We start from the raw sequence: 19433 nt of genomic DNA on the forward strand, positions 1-19433 counted from the left end.
ACCCTGTAACGACGGAGAAGTTATGGGGCTACGAGCTTATGAACGCATTCACTCTTCTCAGTCAACTGCGCACGCCTGGACGATTGTTGGCTTTTCGTTTCAGCAAAGTGGCCGTTGAGAGGTCCACGGGTGCCGTGCGTGCCCGGCACCCGTGGACCTGCCCAGGTCAGGACGCGTCGATGAACCGGTCGAGGACCCGTACGCCGAACTTCAGGCCGTCCACCGGCACCCGCTCGTCCACGCCGTGGAACATCCCGGCGAAGTCCAGCTCCGGCGGCAGCTTCAGCGGCGCGAAGCCGAAGCAGCGGATTCCCAGGTCCGCGAAGGACTTGGCGTCGGTGCCGGCCGAGAGCATGTACGGCACGGCGCGCGCGATCGGGTCCTCGGCCACCAGGGCCGTCTGCATGGCGTCGACGAGCGCCCCGTCGAAGGTGGTCTCCAGCGCCTTGTCGGCGTGCACGTCCTCGCGCCGGACCCGGGGCCCCAGGATCCGGTCGAGGTCGGCGAGGAACTCCTCCTCGTACCCCGGCAGGAAGCGGCCGTCGACGTGCGCGGTCGCCTGCCCCGGAATCACGTTGACCTTGTAGCCGGCGCCCAGCTGGGTCGGGTTGGCGGTGTTCTGGAGCGAGGCGCCGATGAGCTTGGCGATGCCGCCGAGCTTGGCCAGCGTCTCGTCCATGTTCTCCGGGTCGAGCTCGGTGCCCAGCGCGTCGCCGAGCTCGTCGAGGAAGTGCCGCAGCGTCTTGGTGACGCGGACCGGGAACTTGTGCCGCCCGAGCCGCCCGACGGCCTCGGAGAGCTCGGTGATGGCGTTGTCCTTGTGGATCATCGAACCGTGCCCGGCGCTGCCGTCCACGGTCAGCTTCATCCAGTGCATGCCCTTCTGGGCGGTCTCCACGAGGTAGAGCCGCAGGTTCTCGTTGACGGTGAACGAGAAGCCGCCGACCTCGCTGATCGCCTCCGTCACACCCTCGAACAGGTCGGGGTGCTTGTCGACGAGGTAGCGGGCCCCGTACGTGCCGCCCGCCTCCTCGTCGGCGAGGAAGGCGAGCACGATGTCGCGCGGGGGCTTGCGGCCGCTGCGCAGCCGGTCCCGTACGACCGCGAGGGTCATCGCGTCCATGTCCTTCATGTCGACCGCGCCGCGCCCCCAGACGCAGCCGTCCGCGATCTCGCCCGAGAACGGGTGGTGCGTCCAGTCGTCGGCGTTGGCCGGGACGACATCGGTGTGGCCGTGGATGAGCAGCGCGGGCCGCGACGGGTCCTCGCCCTGGATCCGGGCCACGGTGGAGGCCCGCCCGGTGTGCGATTCGAAGATCTTCGGTTCGAGCCCCACCTCCGCGAGCTTCTCGGCCACGTACTCGGCCGCCGCCCGCTCGCCGGGACCGGAGTGGTCCCCGTAGTTGCTGGTGTCCATCCTGATCAGATCGCGACAGAGGTCGACGACCTCGTCCTCGCCGGTCACGCCCCGCGCCGCCTTCGACTCGCTCACGCTGCTTCCTCCCGTTGCCGCTGCCGCTTCCAGAGTCCTCCTCATCCTCCCCCCACGCCCCCGCCCGCCCAAGGGCGGCTTCCCGTCGACATACGACGTTCACGCAGGCCACGGGGGTGATCGAGCACCCCCAGATGTTTGCTATTGTTTTCCACGTCGGAACGGGCACGGCCCGCGAGACAGACACCTTGTCCGGGTGGCGGAATGGCAGACGCGCTAGCTTGAGGTGCTAGTGCCCTTTATCGGGCGTGGGGGTTCAAGTCCCCCCTCGGACACCACTTGGGACGTTCACGAGATCGTCCCGAAGCGTTCACGAATTACCGGCGAGTCATGTGACTCGCCGGTAATTCGTCGTTTCTGGGGCCTTGAGCCTCGTGATCGGCTCGATGAGGGGGTGAGGCGGTGGCGGTCCAGGCACTGCGCCTCTCACCAGCGGAAACAAGACATGCCTGCGCGACGGCTGGTAGCCGTGGCGCAGGCATGTGGGGTTTTCAGGGGGCGGGGCGCGGCTGGGGTGTGTCACTCGCGTGGCGGAGGCTCGGCCTGCTCGGTCGGGAGCGGTCGCGCCTGCGGTGGATCGGAGTACGCACCGAGTCGGGTTGCGGTGCTCTGCGTGCCGGCTTTGCGGGGCTGGATGCCCTGGTCGCGGAGGAACCGTCGGATGGCTCTGAGGTTCGCCACGAAGATGATGACGGCATTGAGCAGGGTCTGTGCGACGCGTCCGTGCGGCAGGCGGAGCTGGGGATTGTCGATGCTGTCGAGGGCGGACTTCTTGAGGTTGCCGTTGCCGCCCTCATTCTGACTGCGCAGTCCGGACCAGGCTTCCTGCCACAGAGGGGTGAACAGGGGGTATTTCTGCCGCCACTTGGCCAACACGGTGCCCGGGACGGTGATGCTCTTCCCCCTGCAGATGTCGGGGTAGACGGGGGGGTCCCGTTTGGGCCTAGGGATGGTGGGCAGGGCTGCCGACGTGCGGACAGTGGGGGCGTCGAGGTCGACGACGGTGGATGGGCGTGGCTGGGGCCGGCGGTAGCAGGTGACCGTGGCGTGCGGCCCGAGGGCGGGGCACTGTCGACGCTGATCTCCTGCGGGCCCGTATTCCTTGATCTTGGTTTGGTAGTCCTTCCGGGACTGGATCAGGTTGAGTGCGTGGGCGCGGTCCTCGTCCGTGCGGCTGTCGATGTATGTGGCGCCTGCATTGATGAGCGAGGTGGGCATCAGCGGGCAGTAGAACTCGCCGCCGACCAGCTGCATGCCGCGGAACTCTCCCTGCCGGTCGACCTTGTCGTCGTTGTAGTGCTTCACCGCGTTGAGGCCGAGTTTGAGCAGCTGCAGATGCAGGTTGTGAGGCTTGGCCTGGGTGATGCCCCGGTCGGCACAGAACAGGTCTTTGACCAGGCCTCGTTCGAAGGCTGGCTGGATGGCGCGCAGGGCGGCCGGGCCGGGTTCAGTGCCGGGGGTGTGAAGGATCATGCCGAGGCAGACCGCCGGGTAGGCGCCGGCGAGGTCGCCATGGCCATGGCCCGGGAACGCGGCCATCATGGCGTAGCGGAACTCTCTCTTCTCCGGCGCCTTGGCCTTCTCCTCCTGTCCCGACTTGGTCTTGCGAGGCGGTGGCTTGTTTGCCGTGCCGCGCCGGGTGCCAGTGTTCGCGGAGGCCGCAGCTTTGCCGCTGGGCCCCGGCTTCTTCTGCGTTCCTCCCTTCACGTACATCCCGGCGGTGATCTCAAGCGAGGCCCGGTCCTGGTGGTAGTCCGGCTCTTTGCCCCAGACCGGAACCGGAGTGTCGTCGACCGCGATGTGGCCAGGCCACCGAGCGAAGTCGCCGCGCCGGTAGGAAGCCATCACCGGAGCGAGAATCAGATCCTGGGCGATGGCCTCCAGCTTGCGTACAGTGTCCTGGTTGTCGTGGGCATTCCACTTCCGTCGGATCTTCTTGGCCTCGCTGAGGGACAGCCGCTTGCGGCGGTCGTGCGGTGCAGGGTCGAGACGCCGGGTCATCGAGGACCAGGACCGGTAGACGCGCTTCGACGTCGCGTACTGGTGGTGCGCGACGCGGTCGATTTCTTCTCGTGTTGCGCCCTCGCGGATGTGCAGGTCGACGTCGGGGACGTCAAGGAGGGCTTTGGACCCTGGAGACAAGGCGGAGAAGAGCGTCTCCCACGCGTCGTTGATGTTCGCGCTCTTGCCCATGTACTGCGACAAGATCAGGCCGATCAGCACTGTGCGGAACGGAAAGCCCTTCGGGCCTGGCCGGTGCTCGTTGGAGGGAAGGCGTTCCACTACTCCGCTGTGGCGCACGAGGTCGAAGACCTGCCTCACAACGCGGTCGCTGAGGGTACGGCCGGGGGCCTGCGGTGCAGGGCGTAAAGCGAGGCCGGTACGCCGGCAAGGTTTGTCCTCCGGGTTCTTCCTGCTCATGCCGCCCCCCGCAACAGCTCGGATGCCTCCGCTTCGGGCACGTCGTGGAGGAAGACGAGGTAGCGCGAGAGGCTGTGCAGGGTTCCGAGTCCGGACGCTTTGAGGACCACCTTCAGCGGAATACCTGCATTCAGCAGATCGACGAGCCAGGTCGTGCGCAGCCGCTGGGTCTGCAGCACTGCACCGTCACAACGGCCGATGATCCGCGGGTACCTGGCCAGCCAGTCCGATGCGATGTGCTTGCTGGTGCGGTCCTGCCAGTCCGGCCGGAAGGCGTACGCGTCTGCCGGGATGTGGGCGGCTTCCGCCAGCAGCAGTTCCTCGTAGGCGTACCGGCATACGACAGTGCGCGGACGGCGCCCGTGCACCTTGACCAGTGCCCGGCCGGTGGGGCCCGCGAGGATGTCCCGCCCCTGAACGTACGCAAGATCCTCAACGGCAAGCCCGCAACCCAGGCCGAGACAGAACAGAAGACAGGCGTTGCGCCGCTGGGCGGGGGTGGGCAGGCTCTGCGCCCAGATCAGCCAGTAGGCGATTTCTGCCGGCGGGTAGGGGGCCACTGGGGCGGCGGTGGCCTTCAGACGGATCGGCGGATGCTGTCCGAGCTGGTCCAGCAGGAGTGCTTCCGAGGCCCGGCGCAGCTGGCTGCTGCAGGTTCGGCGGCTGTTGGCGGCCATGTCGCGGCAGCCGACGAGGATGAACCGTTCGACAGTGCTCTGGTCAAGGATCACCGAGGGTTCGAGCAGGAGGCCCTGGGACTCGACCCAGGCGACCAGCCGTGCGAGCGGCGTCATGACCACGTCTGGGCCGTAGGGTCCCGCTGCGACGGCCATGAATCCCAGCGAGCGGACGACCGGAGCGATGCGGCGCCACTGGGCGGGCGGCACCGTCTCCGCCTTCGGTGCGTAGGCCAGCAGGCGATTCGACACAGCGACCTCCAGGCGCAAGGCCCATGACAGGTGGCCGGTTAACCGGCCACTGGTGTCAGTGTCGATCACGATCTGAAGGAACGCATCTTTATGACCGGAGGCCGAGCGCGCACGGCGCCGCCATGGAGCTACGCCGTCGATCCGGAGGAGTGGCCGGATGCCCGGATCGCCAGGGAGCCCGCCGCGGCGGTGGTCCAGACGATTGCCCGCCGCCTCGCCGCCGCCCTGCGTGAGAGGCCGGAGCTCTCGCTGCGTGCACTGGCCGCCCAGAGCAACGTCGGCAGACAGACCATCGGCGATCTGCTGGCGGGCGCCACCTGGCCGGATGTGCTGACGGTCTGCCGGCTGGAGCGTGCCCTGGGTCTCGCGCTCTGGCCCGGATCGAATGCGACCCAAAGTGCTCATGACTGACCCCCAATTGCCTGTTTGAGGTCAGTCGTGCACGCTCAAGTGCGGAATGGCGCAGACGCCCTATAGCGCCACCCGTGGGAGCGCTAGAGTGAACGTGCGCGACGGACCGGAACCCTGCTAGGAGAAGCGTCCGTTCGCGTGTTTGGCGGCCTCCCTCGACCGCTAATCGAGGGAGGCCTGCTTGTTGGGTTAGGGTCGTTCTCGGGTAGATCAAGCAGCCCGGGATGACAGCACGGCCCGAAACATTCCCGGTGCTACGTTTTCCACCTCGCCAAGTTGCTTCATACGGTTGAGGGTTTTTCCTACGGATGAGCGGACCGTCGCGTCCGCTCCCGGGCGCACCGCCGCCGCGATATCGGTGATGGACATTGCCTCTTGAGCGGCGCACAGGAGTGTGAGGATCGCATCGCGCATGCTTCCGTTACGCGGTGGCCCCAGGGTCCGAGTGCCAATCCCCGGGCGCGCATCTTCGGGCGAAGGATCCTCGTCGGCGACAGAAACTTCAGACGGACCCTCCCGGCAAGGCTGGGCGGTTTCCGCGTCCTCGCCAGTGTCCAGCGGCTCTTCGCGGACATCGGTGGATTCGGCGCCCTGGCACATCATCGCGTACACAGCTTCCAATGTCGCCAACTCGCCGCGCAGTGAAGTGATCAGCTCCTTCACGGCATGCCGGGCCTGGCCGATGTAGACACCCTTGTCTGACGCAGGTGCGCTGGTCCGGTATCCCGCCATAGCGAACTCCTAAGGAAGGCCGCTGCCAGTGTAGGGACGGCACACTGTGGCACGCACGCAGTTCCTGTGAGGCGCTATCAAACGGTCAGCACTGCGCTCAAGCACGACAAGTCCGGTCGGGGTTATCGCAGGATCGACCTATCTTGGTGCAGAGTTGGCTCGCCGGGTTCGAGTGATGCCGCACCGGAACTGTGAGACGTGCCATCACAGAATCCTGACGTGTGGATCTGTCGAAGCTCCCGGTCTCCGGGAACGTTTGAGCGTTACGGTTCCTTCATGGTGGATGGCAAGCATCTGTCGGCGACGGAGGCCTTAGCGTCGGTGACGAAGGCCCTGGATGTTCTCGTCCTGGCGTATGACCGGGGGGAAGTCGGTGTTACCGAAACCGCCCGGGAGCTCGGTATCTCACGTTCCACTGCACACCGCATCCTGGTCACCCTGCAGCGCACGGGTTTCCTCCGCCACGATCCTGGTCAGCACGGATACTCAGCGGGGCCGCAGCTCGTACGCATGGGACTGGCCGCGATCGCCCAGCTGGACGTCCGACGACAAGCGCGCAGGCCCCTGGAGGAGCTCTCCGAGAAGCTGCAGGAGACGGTGTGCCTGTACTCCCTGGATGCGGCCGTCGTCCGACTACTCGACGGAATCGAGTGCCGGCATGTCCTGCGCGTCAGCGTTCCGCTCGGACAGGAGCTCCCCGCCCACGTCACAGCGGCGGGCAAGGCCCTGATCGCACTGCGCGACCCGGCAGATGTACGCGCGATACTGCCGGCCGTGCTCCCTGCCACGGCGGCAGGAAGCATCACTGAGTGGCCGCTGCTCGAGGTGGAGTTGGAGGAAGTCAGAGTCCGAGGATGGGCGGCAGACCTCGAGGAAAGTGCACACGACCTGCACGGCGTAGGCGTGGCCATCCGCAACCGCATCGGGGAACCGCTCGCCGCGATCTCCGTGTACGCACCCGCCGTACGTCTGCGCGAACAGGACATGCCAGCGGTTGCGACGGCCCTGCAGGAGACCGCCACCACGATCGCCAGGGCAGAGTGATAGCGGGTGCCGAGGCGCCGGGACTCAAGGCCCCAACGTGATCCGCCCGTCCGGGATCCACCCCTCCAGGTATCCCGTCAACAGCACATCCACATCTGGCAGATCGCACCGTGTGCACAACTCCTGCCACTGCTCAGGCCCCGCCCAGCGCGTCGCTCCCCAGGACAGATGATCCGGCGGAGCGCCAGCCGCAGCGAGACGAAAGATGAACACGTGCGCCTCTCGACGGCTCCGGCCTACGGGCACAGGCACCTGAGCCCAGCGGCATCCTTCAACAGTGCCCCCGCGCACCGGCATCGCGCCGACCGCATCGCGGAGTACGCGCACTGCCGCCTCACGGTAGGTTTCTGTGGCTCGGGCGGACCCTGAAGGGAGTAGCCATCGGGGGAGAGCTCCAGGCAGGTCGTCTGTCACCAGGACAAGCCGCCCGTCCGAGCTCAGCACCGCGACGAACACCACCCGCCGCATCCTGGGAGGCGGCACGGCAGGGCCATTGAACTCTCGGCAGCGTCCAGGAAAACAGGCACGGTCCGATCCTGACACATGGCCGGTTAACCGGCTACTCGCGCCCTGGATCGACACGAGTTTCATCTCGGTGCTCAATGCGGCGAACCTGATCCGTGTCTGGGTAGTAGCAAGCCACATGGATGCTGCGAAGGCGGGGATCTGTCGGAAAACGTGTCTGAAATTGGTGCCCAGGTGGACAGGCCCAGTCAGATGGGGTCCTAGCAGTGTGATGGCGGCCTAGCCGACGCACGGCTGTGCCACCGCCGTTAGTGTAGCGCGTGGGACCTCTGCGGCCAGCGAGTCAGTCAGGTTGCCTGCCTGATGGCCGGTCTGTGCGGGATGTGGGAGGCCGGTCTTAGGACCTCCAGAAGAACAACATGCTGGTTTCGTGTCTGGAGCTCGCCGCCGTGGCATTACTGCCTGTTCGCGAGTCACGAGGATCTACGCCATACCGGCCTGGAGGGGCGTATGTTCTGCTCCACGCGACAATGCAGCAGGTCAATACGCGCTACGGCAGTTACTCAACCGGCCGTTGAAAGCAAGGTGTTGTTCTTCTGTAGACTCTAAGCCGTCCACAATTGTCCTTGTTGCGAGAGATCGACTCTCCCGTTGTCTGGCGTCGGTAGCATGGCCGCCCCAGCGAGTATGGAGGGTCACAACAGTGGCGGTCAGTAATTACCAGGGTAGCGGGGCGAGCGAAAAGCCCATGGTCAGGATGGGCATGCATGCGCACTTCACCGGTCACCTCTACGAGGTGACCGGTACCGGACACCTCGTACTCGGTCAGGGGACGGACGAGCAGGTGGGCTCGGAGGTGGTCGTCTACCATGCGCTGTTCCACTCCCCTGCCTACGGCGATCGGCACACGTGGGTGAGGCCGGTCGACAATTTCCTGGAGGAAGTGGAAGTCGACGGGCGGCGCGTACCCAGGTTCCGGTTCGTGGGAGACGGGCAGGGGAAGACCCACTGACCGTTGACGGCCGGATCCGCGGTGACGCCCGATCTGGTGATAGTGGGGGCCGGTACGGCTGGTTGTCTGCTGGCCGATCGGTTGTCGCGGGACGGAGCGCGTCGGGTTCTGCTGCTCGAGGCCGGCCCGGACTACCGGGCCGGTGGGCAACCGCGGGATCTCGCCTCGTGTTCCGACCTGACGGTGTCCCACGACTGGTCGTACACGGCCTCGGCCGGCCCGTTCAACCCGGCCCAGCCGCTTCCTCGTGCGAAGGTGATGGGTGGTTGTTCGGCGACCAACGCCTGCCTTGCCGTGCGGGGCAATCCGGACGACTACGACGCCTGGGCACGGGCGGGAGGCAGCCGGTGGTCGTTCCGGGAGGTGTCTGGCTTCTTCCGCTCGCTGGAGACGGATACCGACTTCCCCGACGACGAACACCACGGCCAGGAGGGTCTGGTCCGCGTACAGCGGTACTCGAGGGACGCGTTGACGTCCTTCAACTCTGCGTTGCTACGGGGGGCGTGGGAGGCCGGTTGCGCGGTGGTGCACGATCACAACCGACCGGGTGCAGTGGGGGCAGGGCCGGCTCCGGTTACCTCGTGGGAGGGGCGGCGGTTGAGTACTGCCGCGGTCCATCTGGCCCGTGCACGGGGGCGTTCGAACCTCGTACTGCGTGCGGAGACCATGGTCGATCATGTGGTGATACGCCGGGGCAGGGTGCTGGGCGTCAGGCTCGTGGGAGGCGAGTACGTGCCAGCCGGCGCGGTGGTCCTGTCGGCCGGAACGTACGGCAGTTGTGTGCTGCTGCTGAGGTCCGGCGTTGGCCCCGGCGGGGAGTTGGCGGGGCTGGGCATCGAGACGCATGCGGACCTGGCCGGTGTCGGCCGCAATCTGCAGGACCACCCGGGGGTGAGCGTGCGGTGGACGACACCGGCGGTGCCGCCCCTGGAGCCCCGGTACCAGGTGCTCATCACCGCCGCGGACCCGAACCGGGCACCCGACCGGGTGGCCCTGCATCTGATCGGTGCCTGCGCGCCGACCAGGAGCCGGGACGAGGCCGAGGCGTTTCTGTCCGTGCGCGTCATGCGCTCGTCGTCGCACGGGCGGGTCCGTCTCATTGGACCGGGGCCGCACACCCCGCCGGTGATCGAGCCGTTCTACTTCACTGACCCCGCCGATGTGGATCTGTTGCGGGAAGGGCTTCGGCGGGCCTACGCGCTCCTGCGGACCGAGCCAATGCGCGGGGCGGCGGACGCACGGCCGTTGCCCACCGCCGCAGTCCTGGAGGGTGACGCGGAGCTGCTGCGGTGGCTGCGGCGTGCGTCCAGCACCTACCACCATCCGGTCGGCACCTGCCGGATGGGCGACGACCCGGCGCGCGGGGCGGTCACCGACTGGGCCGGCGCCGTGCACGGCATCTCCGGCCTGTGGGTGTGCGACGCATCGGTGATGCCGGTGATACCGGCCGCGAACACGGCCCTGCCGACCATGATGGTGGCCGAGCGCATGGCGGCCTTGTGGGCGGAAGCGTCGCCGGGCAACAGGCTGACCCCCCGCACGGCCGCTGCCTAACGGGGAGTCAAATGATAGGTGCCTGCCTGCACGGCCAGGGCTCCCGCGAAGGCCCACCAGGGCAACCCGCCCAGGAGCGTCCAGGTCAGGGACGTCGCCACCAGCCCGCACGGGTAGACATAGGGCGTCGGGCGACGGTATCCGGCCAGCACCGGCACCGTCATGACGTTCTCCTCGGCGTCCTTGGCCGCGTCTCTGATGTCACCGAGCAGGTTCCGGAACGACATCAGCACCAGGACCAGGGCGGCGGAGCCCGCGGTCGTGGCCGGTGTCGCCAGCGAGAGGAACGTCTTCAGCATTCCGTTGAGCAGCGGGGAGACCGCGGCAGCCCAACGGAAGCGCTTCTTGTACGCATAGCCGACGGCGCAGAGGTAGAAGGCGACCGTCCCATAGCCGGGTACGACGAACAACGCCGCGAGCCACAACAGCGCCCATATCGACCAGTGCCAGCCCAGGCGTCCGCGGTCCCGATGGCGCCATTCGAGATGGATCAGGAACCCGAACCACAGGAGGCTGGCCCCGCACACCACCCGGAGGCTGGCGTGCAGGGCCCAGAATAGGAGCACCAGATCAACGTAGGAGTAGAACCGTAGCTGGCCGACGTAGTTGCGTATGTGGGCCATGCGACCTCCAGCTAGGGCCGTGGCCAGGCCCTCAGCCTTCACAGGCAGCCACGGCTGTCGTCCCACTGTGCCAGCCCGGCTTTCGGGGTCGGTTCGGTCGGGGGTGGTGCCTTGCAGAAGGGTGCCGAGGTCAGGGAGCCCGGTAGATGACCTTCGTGGTGAGGAACTCCTCGATGCCCTCCAGGCCGAGGTCCTTGCCGTTGCCCGACAGCTTCGTCCCACCCCACGGCACATGGGGGAGGAAGTAGCCGAAGCAGTTCACCCAACAGGTACCGACCCGGACACGGTCGGCGAACGTCTCAGCCGTCGCGGTGTCACGGGTCCAGACCGAGGCGGACAGGCCGTAGTCGGAGTCGTTGGCGAGCGCGACCGCTTCGTCGACCGAGTCGAACAGGTAGACGCACCCGACCGGGCCGAAGACCTCCTCCTGGGAGATCGGCGCGTTGGCGGGCGCCTCGGACAGGAGGGTGGGCGCGTAGAATAGCCCGCCGAGTTCGGCCGGTGAGCCGCCGGTGAGACACGTGGCGCCGGCCTCGACAGCCGCTGTCACCTTCGCGTGAACCGATCGCAGGTGGTCCCGGTCGATGAGGGGGCCCTGCTGGGAGGAGTCGTCGAGAGGATCGCCCAGTCGTCGTTCCCTGGCCAGGGTCACCAGCCGGGCGACGAACTCGTCGTACGCGTCCCGCTGCACGTAAGTGCGCGCGGCCGCACAGCAGTTCTGGCCCGACAGGTCGAAGACGGCGTCCGCGGCGTTGCTGATGGCGGCCTCCAGATCAGCGTCGGCGAAGACCACGTTCGCCCCCTTGCCGCCGAGTTCGGTTGTCAGGCGGGGCATCCGCCACGAGGAGTCACGGGTGATGGCTCGTGCCGTCTCGGTGCTGCCGGTGAAGGTGATCCTGTCGATACGGGGGTCCGAGGTCAGGGCATGGCCGGCGACCTCACCGGTGCCCGTGACCACGTTGACCACTCCCGGCGGGAACCCCGCTTCCTCGAACAGCGCGGCCAGCGCGTGGGCAGACAGCGGCGCCCGCTCGGCCGCCTTGACCACCACGGTGCAGCCCGCGGCCAGCGCCGGGGCGATCTTCCATGACATGCAGGCGAAGGGGAAGTTCCAGGGGATGACGGCGGCGCAGACCCCGATCGGCTCCCGCTGGGTGGAGATGCGGATGGCTCCGGCGCTGGGCAGTGTCTGGCCGCAGACGCGCCCCGCCCAGTCCGCGTAGTAGCGGTACATGGTGGCCGCGTGGGGGATGTCCCAGCCGCGTACGCCGGCGAAACGCTTGCCCGCGTCGGTGGCCTCCAGCAGCGCCAGGTCCGGCAGGTCACGCTCGATGAGGTCGGCGAGCCGGTGCAGCACCGCGCTGCGGTCATCGGGGGTCATGCGGGGCCAGGGGCCCTCGTCGAAGGCGGCGCGGGCCGCCGTAACCGCGTCGTGGACATCGGCTTCGCAGGCTGCCGGAAGCGTGGCCAGTGTCCGCTCGGTCATGGGGTCCGTTACCGTCAGGGTGGCTGCCGACTTCGGTTCGACGAACGCCCCGCCGATGAAGGGGCGCAGGTCGAGGCCCGGCACGAGCTTGCCGGTGACGTGGCTGCGGCGTTCGGATGCTTCAGTGGGATATGACACGCGTCAACTCCACGAGGGGTGGGACGGCAGGGGCTGCTGGGGCAGTACGAGTCGACCGGCCCCGAACAGCTCCACTGGATGGCGGATGAAGATTGACTCTTTGGGGAACATCAGGACGGGCGTCCGGTCGGGGAGCGCGAGGTCTTCCTCGCGGATGCCGAACAGACGCGCCGCTTCCTTTCTGCCACCGCCGGACAGCGTCAACTGGGTCTCCCGGCTGCGAGCTTCGAGGAAGTCGATGTTGTCGGCCATCGAGCGAATACTGCAGACATCGATCTCCCAGCTCGCAGAGTTCTCGGCGAGACTGATCCAGGGGAAATAGCCGATTCCGCCGCCGTAGTAGCTGTAGTCAGCTCCGGCGTCGACGCTGGGAGGTGTCACTAGTCGCACACTTGTACCCATGGCGCGGTAACGCAGCATCACATGCCAGAGGGTGACCAGTTGTACGCGTGGGACCAGTTGGGCGTCCTCGTTGGGGAGAGGTAGGAGTCGTTCGCTGGTGAATTCCGACTTGCCACGGCTTATGTCGTACGTGGCTTTCATGAAGTGGTGGTAGCACGTCGAGAACAGCCATAGATTGGCCGTTCCGAACAGGGCCTCCGGACAGTAGTTGCGCACCACGTCGATACAGGCAGCCGCGTCATGCATGCGCTCCCGGATGATGCCGAGTGCGCCGGCCAGTCCGGTGCGAAAATTGATCTTCGCGAACTCGGCCGGGTCGAGCTCCTTGCGATAGCGCGGCAGTCTCTTCTGCAGGAAATCCCATCTGTACTGCCGGACGAGTTCAAGACTCGATCTCTCGTCGAAGACAGTTCTGATGTCGGAGGCCAGCTCGGGCACGCTGAACACGTCCGATCCGACGAGGACGCGGAAGAACCCGTCGACCCAGTGGGCGCTCCACAGAAGGGAGAAGGTGGCCAGGTTCAGCCGGTTGTGCGCCGGGACGAAGATCGCCCCACCCTGCTTCTGCCACTCGACACGTCGAAAGTACTCCTCGAGGTCGAGGACGTACCAGTCGAAGCGATCGGTCGGCGGTAAGTACATCAGGTCGTATGCCGGAACCTCGGTGTCGCGTTGCACGGCCAGCGCCAGCAGGAGGCGTCCGGTACGGCTCGCCTCGTACAAACCCTCCATCATCTTGCGTCCTGCCTCGTACCGCAGGCATAAGCAGTCGAGCGGGCCTTCGGAGACGAGGCGGATCTTCTCCTTGTCGGTCGACTTGATCTGCCATCTGAACTCGACTTGATCCGCTGCCCGCCACAGTGAGGGAATGCGCACCAGGTAATCGATCTTCTGTGTGTCGGGCTGGGTCTTGGAAACGTGAAAGGGTGCCATGTTCGCCAACCACAGAAGCATCAGGTCGTGGAAGGTGCTCTCCGCCGCGGCACCGCGTTGCTCCGCATTGATTCCGCTTCGGCTCCGGTTGGCGTTCATGGCCCTCCCGCGGTGTCGCTCGGCCGATCATCGTTTCAATGGGGGGCTCAGTGGCGAACGAGCTCGGCCTGTGGCCACCGTGGGCGACGATATTAGCGTGTGCCGTCCCGTAGGCCAACATCGATTATTCGACATTAAAGGGAGCAGGCGTTAACTCGTTCATATGCCCGAGGTAGTTGCGCACTTCTGTCAGATCACCGCACACGCCACTGTGTGCGATCTGAGCGGCCGCACTGCGCGTTCTGTACACGACATCCGAACGTTCCTGTGCGCCATAGAGAAACGCAAGCAGTCGGCTCGAACGCTCCACCAACTCGAATCCCCTGGTCACCGCCGATCCGGAACGGATCATTTCGGCGGCCCAGCGCACATTGCCGATCCAGGACTCCACCAGGGTCGAACAAAGCGTCAGGTTGCGGTGGTAACAGCCCAGCCAGCGACACCGACCCGAAGCCCGGAACCGGTACGGCGCCCACACCACCCGCACCCTGTCGACCGCGAAGAGCACGCCTCCCGACCGCCATGCCCGGCCCCTCAGGCCGTGCTCGCTCAGCGGTCCGGGCCGGGCGACCCCCGCCCATCCTTCCCGTTCGGCGAGACAGGCAAGGAAACGGTGCACGTCATTGCCCTCGGCGAGGGCGCAGTCCTCGTCGCTGCCGCTGCCCTCGACGAGGGAGATCACGACAAAGGGGTCCGTGCCACGGTCCTCCGCCCCGGGCGGCCAGGCGCCCCTGGCCGCGGCAAGGCGGTCCAGCAGCACCGAGGCGGTCGCCCTGATGGATCGGGCGGTGCCGGCCTCGTCCGCCAGCTGGAGCCGCAGGTCTCTCTCGTAGCCGGCGACGCGCTCCGCCCAGCCGCGCGGATCGTCGGTTCCCCGGCATGTCAGGGACACCGTCACGGTGTTGGCCAGCGGATGGCACAGCGCCTCCACCGCCACCCGCACTGACGGCTGTGTCGAGGTCACCTTGACCGGCAGCCGCGGACGCAAGGGCACTTGAGCCTGCCACGCCTGTGCGCCGGAGGCATCCCGGTAGGACCGTGTGCGCAGGGACCGGTGCCAGAAGTTGCTGATGTCGCCCTGCGCGCTGCCGGCGCCGAGCCAGGGCAGCGTCAGCGGGAACGCGCCCGTGATCCCCGGCCACGTGCCGGCAGGTGAGCCTATTGCGGAGGAACGCGCCTGTCCGAAGACCCGGTCATAGGAGACCGGAGTGAGGAAGCCGGGCACGACGACAGCCCGCTCCGGGGGCGCCGCGAGTCCGGGTACGACGGAGGAGAAGACGTAGCTGATCCGCACCTGATGCAACAGGATGGCCATGCCGGTCCCGCTTTCGCCCTAGTATGGGGGAGATTCGGTTCGAGGCCCGTGGCAAGCCCACGGTCGCCCGGCTACCGGGTGGGTCGAGAACCCAAACGGCGCTCGTCGCCGCGGGGCAGTCTCACGGAGGCTGCCCCGAACTCTCCACCGAGGTCAAGGACCCTGCTGCCCGCCGGGCAGCGATTCCCGTAGCACCGGAGCCGGGACGAGTTCGGCGGTGATGGCCTCGGTCGTCACCTTGACCGGATGCTGCAGCACCCCCGGCGCCCAGGAGAGCGTCACGTCCTGACGTCCGCGCACCACGCGCCACAGCTCCTGCGCGGAACCGCGCAGGGCGTTCTGTACTTCGTCGACCCGGGGCGCGGGCGCCGCCGGATCGATGACGCAGAGGATCGCTGGTACGCACCACACCTCGTCCGGTTGGTCGGGCCGGCCCGCCAGGCGGAAACCCTGCCGCTCCGGGCCGGATTCCGCTGTGAATCGCACCTGCGGCAGGACCAGCGAACCGCCCGCCCGCGCCAGCCTGCGCAGCAGGGTCCGGGGGTCATCGCTCGTGCGGGGTGTCCTTCGGTCGGCGCTCGTCCTGGACCAGGCCCACGGCAGCGCGAACGCCGTGAAGCCGATTCCGGCCGAGGCCAGCCACACCGTGATCAGGTCCCTGACCCCGTATCCCTGGAGATAGGTGCGGGGACTGCCCAGAGCCCATGTCACGGCCCAGTACACCGGGATGGCCAGGATGGACAGCGTGGCCGACACGGCGACGAACTCCGGGGCACTGGCGTCCAGAGCCGGTAGCTCCACCCCGCGCGCCGCCGCACGCCGCGCCGGAATCCGATAGGCCATCAGCACCAGGAAGCCCGGCAGCAGCAGGAAGGACGGTACGCCGACGCCGGTGAGGAACTCCGACTCCCCGAGCACCGCGTACGAGAAGCGATGGGCCGACACGATCTCGGCCTGCCGCTGGACCCCGGCTTCCTCGAACGACACCCGAGTGGTGAACACGGCCTCGTGGTCCCCGGACTGCGACCGCGAGAGGGCCTCCACCCGGAACCGGAACGCCCCGACCGCGCCCGGGGCGACAGGCTGTGGTGACCAGGCGGATGGTGCGCGGGCGCAGGAAGGAGGCGCGTCCCTCGCACGGGAAGCCCACCGCCAGGGACATATCCGCCCGTCCGGCGACACGGCCGCGCTCACGCTCTCCACCGCGACCGGCATGGTCGAGACGTTGTGGACCATGACGTCGACGTCTCGCGGACGGCCCTCCTGAAGCACCGTCAGCGTGGTCATCAAGGACACCTTCACCACCTGGTCGACACCTACCGGCGGCACGGGCGTGACGGACAGGCTCCCCACGCCGACGGTGCCCTCCGGTGAGGCGGCCTCGAAAACCACTTCGGCCGCGGAGGCCCGCTCCCAGGACCAGTGAAGACGCACCCGCCACCGGGTCGTTCCGGCCGACCTCTCCACCCGGGAGATCACCACCGACAAGCCCGCCACCGGCACCGAGGACAGTCTCAGCGGCTTCGACGTCCGGCCCCGCACGAGCACATCCACCTGGCCCGTGGCGCCGGACTGTAAGGACAGCTCAGCCGGAACGACCCGGATGCCGGCCTCGTCGGCGTAGGCGCCTGCCGGGGCGGGCCAGAAAAGGGCGGAAGCGACCGTGACACCGATCAACAGTCTTACGAGCCAACTCAATGACAGGCCGCTGCGGACCCTGCACGGCATCCCCACCCCAGCCCACCCTCTTCCCGCATCGCAACAGGCGTTCTTTCACCTGTAGATGGGCAGGTGCCCCCCAACCGGGCGATCGTCATAATAGTGGCGACAGCCCGTCTCGAGGCAGGCTTTCGGGCACGCCGCGTCCCTGCTCCGTCCCCGCAGACATGAGGGAAACCACCATGACGGATGCCATCAGCAGCCCGCACGGCTCGGCCCCGAGCGCGTCTCTGTCACCTCGCTTACGCGGTATGCCGGAGGGCCTCGGCCGTTGGCTGGCCATCGCGACCGGGTCGGACACCGTCGACCTCGCGTTGGGCACGCCGGAATTCCCCACCGCCCCTCGCTCCGCTGTCCACGCGGCGAGCCACGCGATGCGCCAGGGGCACAACCAGTACGACGTCCCCGCCGGAAACAGCCGGCTGCGGGCCTCGGTGGCGTGTCGTCTGCGCGGCCGGCCGGACCCGGACACGGAGATGACCGTGACCGTCGGGGCCACCGAAGCCCTGAGCGCCACCTTGCTCGCACTCCTGGACCAGGGAGACGAGGTCGTCCTCACCGAGCCCTACTACCCGAACTTCCTCTCCGCCCTGGCGCTGGCCGGTGGCCGCCCGCGCTTCGTACCGCTCAGCCCGCCCGACTGGGCCTTCGATCTGGAACGTTTCCTCGACGCGATCGGGCCGCGAACCCGCCTCGTCCTGTTGAACAGCCCGCACAACCCCACGGGTAGGCTGCTCTCGCCCGAGGCCGTCCGAGCCGTCGGGATGCGCTGCGCCCGGAACGGGGTGTGGCTGGTGTGCGACGAGGTCTATGCGGCCTACGCCTACGACGGCCGGGCGCACGTTTCCGTCTGCGATCAGGGGGGTCTGGAGGACATCGCCGTCAGCATCGGCAGCTTCTCCAAGAGCCATGCCCTCAGCGGATGGCGCCTGGGGTACGTACGCGCCACGCCGCGCACCACGCGCGCCGTCCGCCTCGTCCACGAGGCACTGACCGGTGGTGCGCCGTCACCGCTGCAACGGGGCCTGACCGCGGTCCTGGACGAGGCGGTCCGGACGCCCCGCGAGGCGATGCAACGCCGGCGTGACGAGGCGGTGGCCATGTTCACCGACGCGCGTCTGGTCTGTACGAACCCTGAGGGCGGCTGCTACTTCACCGCTGAGCAGCGCGACGGGTCGGCGGACGGAGACCAGCTCGCACAGCGCCTCCTCACCCGAGCGGGTGTCGCCGTGCTTCCCGGCAGCCTGTTCACCACCGCTGACGATCCCCGCATGCGGCGGTTCGTCCGTGTCGCCTTCAACCGGTCCCGCTCCACGCTAGCCGCCGCGCGCACCGGTCTGTCGGGATTCGCGGCAGCCCTACCGGACATGGCAGCCCCACCGGACATGGTGGCTTCGCCGGCGGCCGGGGCGGAGGCCGAATGACCCGCCCGCTCCCTCCGCAGTCCTCGGCCGAGGGCACCGTCGGAGTCGAGGAGGAGTTCCTGGTGGTGGACGCCGCCACCCGCGGCCCGGTGCCCGGGGCGGACCTCGTTCTGCCCGCCGCCGCACGGCTCGGCGCTGCCGTCACGGGGGAGCTGACACCCATGCAGGTCGAGTTGATAACACCGGTCTGCACCACGCTGGCCGAGGTCGGCGGTGCCCTGGCCCGGGGCCGCCTGGCTCTGGCCCGTGCCGCGGCGTCGCACGGCTGGCGGATCGCGGCCTCCGGCACTCCGGCACTCACATCTGCCGGACCACCTCCGCTGTGCGAGACACCCCGGTACCAGGCACTGGCCGACCGGTTCGGCAGCCTTGTCGACGAGCAAGGTACATGCGGTCTGCACATCCACGTCGGCGTTCCGGACCGGGACGAGGCCATACGCGCATGCGGTCATCTCAGACCGTGGCTGGCGTGTCTGCTGGCGATCAGCGCCAACTCCCCTTTCCACGCGGGCCGGGACACCGGTTACGCCAGTTGGCGCGCGGTGGTGGCCGGCCGCTGGCCCACCATCGGCCCTCCTCCGGTGATGGACGGACTGGAGGGGTACCACCAGGCCGTCGGCCGATTACGGCACCACGGTGTCGCCGAGGGCGAGCGGGACGTCTACTGGTGGGCGCGACCGTCCGCCACCTACCCCACGGTCGAGATCAGGATCGCCGACACGCAGCCCACTGTCGCCGACACTCTCCTCGTCGCCGCTCTGGCGCGTGCCGCCGTGCTGGAAGCACTGGACGCCGTACGGCGCGGCGTACGTCCTCCCTGTCTCGAGGACGCCGAGGTGAACGCCATGATCTGGCGGGCGGCCCGAGACGGGATGGCTCACCCCCGGACCGGCGACGATCCCGCCTCCGCCGTGGCCGTCCGCGTACAGCAGCTCGTCCGCCGGCTGCGCCCGCGCCTGGAGCAGATGGGTGACCTGGCCACCGTCATCCGCCTGCGCAGGCGGATGTGTTCCTTGGGCACGGGCGCCGATCGCCAGCGGGCAGCCGTACGACAGCACGGAGGCCTTCACGCAGCTGTCGACGCAGTCATTTTCCCCGTGACCGTGCAACGACAGTAGCGATGGCTTGGCCTGGACCAGCCGTGACGGAGGAGTGCCTCTATCCGCAGTCAGCTTCTTGATCGCCAGTGACACCGAGTGATTGCTTGCATGAACACATTGGAGTGTTCAGCGCT

The 19433-nt window shown here is 67.8% G+C and carries 16 protein-coding genes and 1 tRNA gene; 7 read left to right on the plus strand and 10 right to left on the minus strand.

Going from position 1 to position 19433, the window contains the following annotated elements:
- Window positions 1–166 precede the first annotated feature (166 nt).
- Window positions 167–1492 (minus strand): M20/M25/M40 family metallo-hydrolase, encoded by a 1326-nt coding sequence (locus tag OG965_RS10805; RefSeq protein ID WP_266991443.1) that lies wholly within the window; start codon window positions 1490–1492, stop codon window positions 167–169.
- Window positions 1493–1682: 190 nt separating this feature from the next.
- Between OG965_RS10805 and OG965_RS10810 the strand changes: the two genes are divergently transcribed.
- A tRNA-Leu gene (locus tag OG965_RS10810) sits at window positions 1683–1770 on the plus strand.
- 241 nt (window positions 1771–2011) lie between these two features.
- Here the strand turns inward: OG965_RS10810 and OG965_RS10815 are convergent.
- Together OG965_RS10815 and OG965_RS10820 are read right to left on the minus strand one after the other, a co-directional pair.
- A complete protein-coding gene (locus OG965_RS10815) occupies window positions 2012–3814 on the minus strand; it encodes a hypothetical protein (protein WP_371651556.1) in 1803 nt (600 codons plus the stop codon).
- Between the two features lie 95 nt (window positions 3815–3909).
- On the minus strand, window positions 3910–4911 hold the full coding sequence (locus tag OG965_RS10820) for a hypothetical protein (RefSeq protein ID WP_371651558.1): 1002 nt from the start codon (window positions 4909–4911) through the stop codon (window positions 3910–3912).
- Window positions 4912–4932: 21 nt separating this feature from the next.
- On the opposite strand from OG965_RS10820, the gene OG965_RS10825 reads away from it, so the two are divergent.
- Window positions 4933–5253 carry a helix-turn-helix domain-containing protein gene (locus tag OG965_RS10825; RefSeq protein WP_371651560.1) on the plus strand — a complete coding sequence of 107 codons (321 nt, stop codon included), beginning with the start codon at window positions 4933–4935 and terminating at the stop codon, window positions 5251–5253.
- Between the two features lie 210 nt (window positions 5254–5463).
- On the opposite strand, the gene OG965_RS10830 is transcribed toward OG965_RS10825, so the two are convergent.
- Complete coding sequence (locus OG965_RS10830; protein ID WP_371651562.1) at window positions 5464–5985, minus strand: hypothetical protein; 522 nt, start codon at window positions 5983–5985, stop codon at window positions 5464–5466.
- A 276-nt stretch (window positions 5986–6261) separates the two neighbouring features.
- Here OG965_RS10830 and OG965_RS10835 point away from each other — a divergent pair, with 276 nt between their 5' ends.
- Complete coding sequence (locus OG965_RS10835; protein WP_371651564.1) at window positions 6262–7029, plus strand: IclR family transcriptional regulator; 768 nt, start codon at window positions 6262–6264, stop codon at window positions 7027–7029.
- A gap of 24 nt (window positions 7030–7053) precedes the next feature.
- Here the strand turns inward: OG965_RS10835 and OG965_RS10840 are convergent, their stop codons facing one another.
- A complete protein-coding gene (locus OG965_RS10840) occupies window positions 7054–7674 on the minus strand; it encodes an NUDIX domain-containing protein (protein ID WP_371651565.1) in 621 nt (206 codons plus the stop codon).
- Window positions 7675–8257: 583 nt separating this feature from the next.
- Here OG965_RS10840 and OG965_RS10845 point away from each other — a divergent pair.
- A complete protein-coding gene (locus OG965_RS10845) occupies window positions 8258–8506 on the plus strand; it encodes a DUF1653 domain-containing protein (RefSeq protein WP_371651568.1) in 249 nt (82 codons plus the stop codon).
- Between the two features lie 42 nt (window positions 8507–8548).
- Window positions 8549–10060, plus strand: a complete 1512-nt coding sequence (locus tag OG965_RS10850) for a GMC family oxidoreductase (protein WP_371656907.1) — start codon at window positions 8549–8551, stop codon at window positions 10058–10060.
- Here OG965_RS10850 and OG965_RS10855 read toward each other — a convergent pair.
- From OG965_RS10855 to OG965_RS10875, 5 genes are all read right to left on the minus strand, one after another.
- A complete protein-coding gene (locus OG965_RS10855) occupies window positions 10057–10683 on the minus strand; it encodes a hypothetical protein (RefSeq protein ID WP_371651571.1) in 627 nt (208 codons plus the stop codon). The genes OG965_RS10850 and OG965_RS10855 overlap by 4 nt on opposite strands.
- A 130-nt stretch (window positions 10684–10813) precedes the next feature.
- Window positions 10814–12307, minus strand: a complete 1494-nt coding sequence (locus OG965_RS10860) for an aldehyde dehydrogenase (protein WP_371651573.1) — start codon at window positions 12305–12307, stop codon at window positions 10814–10816.
- Window positions 12308–12310: 3 nt separating this feature from the next.
- A complete protein-coding gene (locus OG965_RS10865; RefSeq protein ID WP_371651575.1) occupies window positions 12311–13741 on the minus strand; it encodes a hypothetical protein in 1431 nt (476 codons plus the stop codon).
- Window positions 13742–13865: 124 nt separating this feature from the next.
- On the minus strand, window positions 13866–15056 hold the full coding sequence (locus OG965_RS10870) for a hypothetical protein (RefSeq protein ID WP_371651577.1): 1191 nt from the start codon (window positions 15054–15056) through the stop codon (window positions 13866–13868).
- A 153-nt stretch (window positions 15057–15209) separates the two neighbouring features.
- Complete coding sequence (locus OG965_RS10875) at window positions 15210–16733, minus strand: hypothetical protein (RefSeq protein ID WP_371651579.1); 1524 nt, start codon at window positions 16731–16733, stop codon at window positions 15210–15212.
- A gap of 224 nt (window positions 16734–16957) precedes the next feature.
- Between OG965_RS10875 and OG965_RS10880 the strand changes: the two genes are divergently transcribed.
- Together OG965_RS10880 and OG965_RS10885 are read left to right on the plus strand one after the other, a co-directional pair.
- Complete coding sequence (locus OG965_RS10880; RefSeq protein ID WP_371651581.1) at window positions 16958–18199, plus strand: pyridoxal phosphate-dependent aminotransferase; 1242 nt, start codon at window positions 16958–16960, stop codon at window positions 18197–18199.
- A complete protein-coding gene (locus tag OG965_RS10885) occupies window positions 18196–19317 on the plus strand; it encodes a glutamate--cysteine ligase (protein WP_371651583.1) in 1122 nt (373 codons plus the stop codon). Before OG965_RS10880 ends, OG965_RS10885 begins: the two co-directional genes overlap by 4 nt.
- The last annotated feature ends 116 nt before the right edge of the window (window positions 19318–19433 follow it).

It is taken from the genome of Streptomyces sp. NBC_00224, assembly GCF_041435195.1.
Taxonomy (GTDB): Bacteria; Actinomycetota; Actinomycetes; order Streptomycetales; family Streptomycetaceae; genus Streptomyces.

Excerpts from the sequence above, each read along its gene's own strand:
- OG965_RS10825 (WP_371651560.1), top strand. The coding sequence starts at position 4,933 with ATGACCGGAGGCCGAGCGCGCACGGCGCCGCCATGGAGCTACGCCGTC.
- OG965_RS10830 (WP_371651562.1), bottom strand. The coding sequence starts at position 5,985 with ATGGCGGGATACCGGACCAGCGCACCTGCGTCAGACAAGGGTGTCTAC.
- OG965_RS10835 (WP_371651564.1), top strand. The coding sequence starts at position 6,262 with ATGGTGGATGGCAAGCATCTGTCGGCGACGGAGGCCTTAGCGTCGGTG.
- OG965_RS10840 (WP_371651565.1), bottom strand. The coding sequence starts at position 7,674 with ATGTGGCTTGCTACTACCCAGACACGGATCAGGTTCGCCGCATTGAGC.
- OG965_RS10845 (WP_371651568.1), top strand. The coding sequence starts at position 8,258 with ATGCATGCGCACTTCACCGGTCACCTCTACGAGGTGACCGGTACCGGA.
- OG965_RS10855 (WP_371651571.1), bottom strand. The coding sequence starts at position 10,683 with ATGGCCCACATACGCAACTACGTCGGCCAGCTACGGTTCTACTCCTAC.
- OG965_RS10865 (WP_371651575.1), bottom strand. The coding sequence starts at position 13,741 with ATGAACGCCAACCGGAGCCGAAGCGGAATCAATGCGGAGCAACGCGGT.
- OG965_RS10870 (WP_371651577.1), bottom strand. The coding sequence starts at position 15,056 with ATGGCCATCCTGTTGCATCAGGTGCGGATCAGCTACGTCTTCTCCTCC.
- OG965_RS10880 (WP_371651581.1), top strand. The coding sequence starts at position 16,958 with ATGACGGATGCCATCAGCAGCCCGCACGGCTCGGCCCCGAGCGCGTCT.
- OG965_RS10885 (WP_371651583.1), top strand. The coding sequence starts at position 18,196 with ATGACCCGCCCGCTCCCTCCGCAGTCCTCGGCCGAGGGCACCGTCGGA.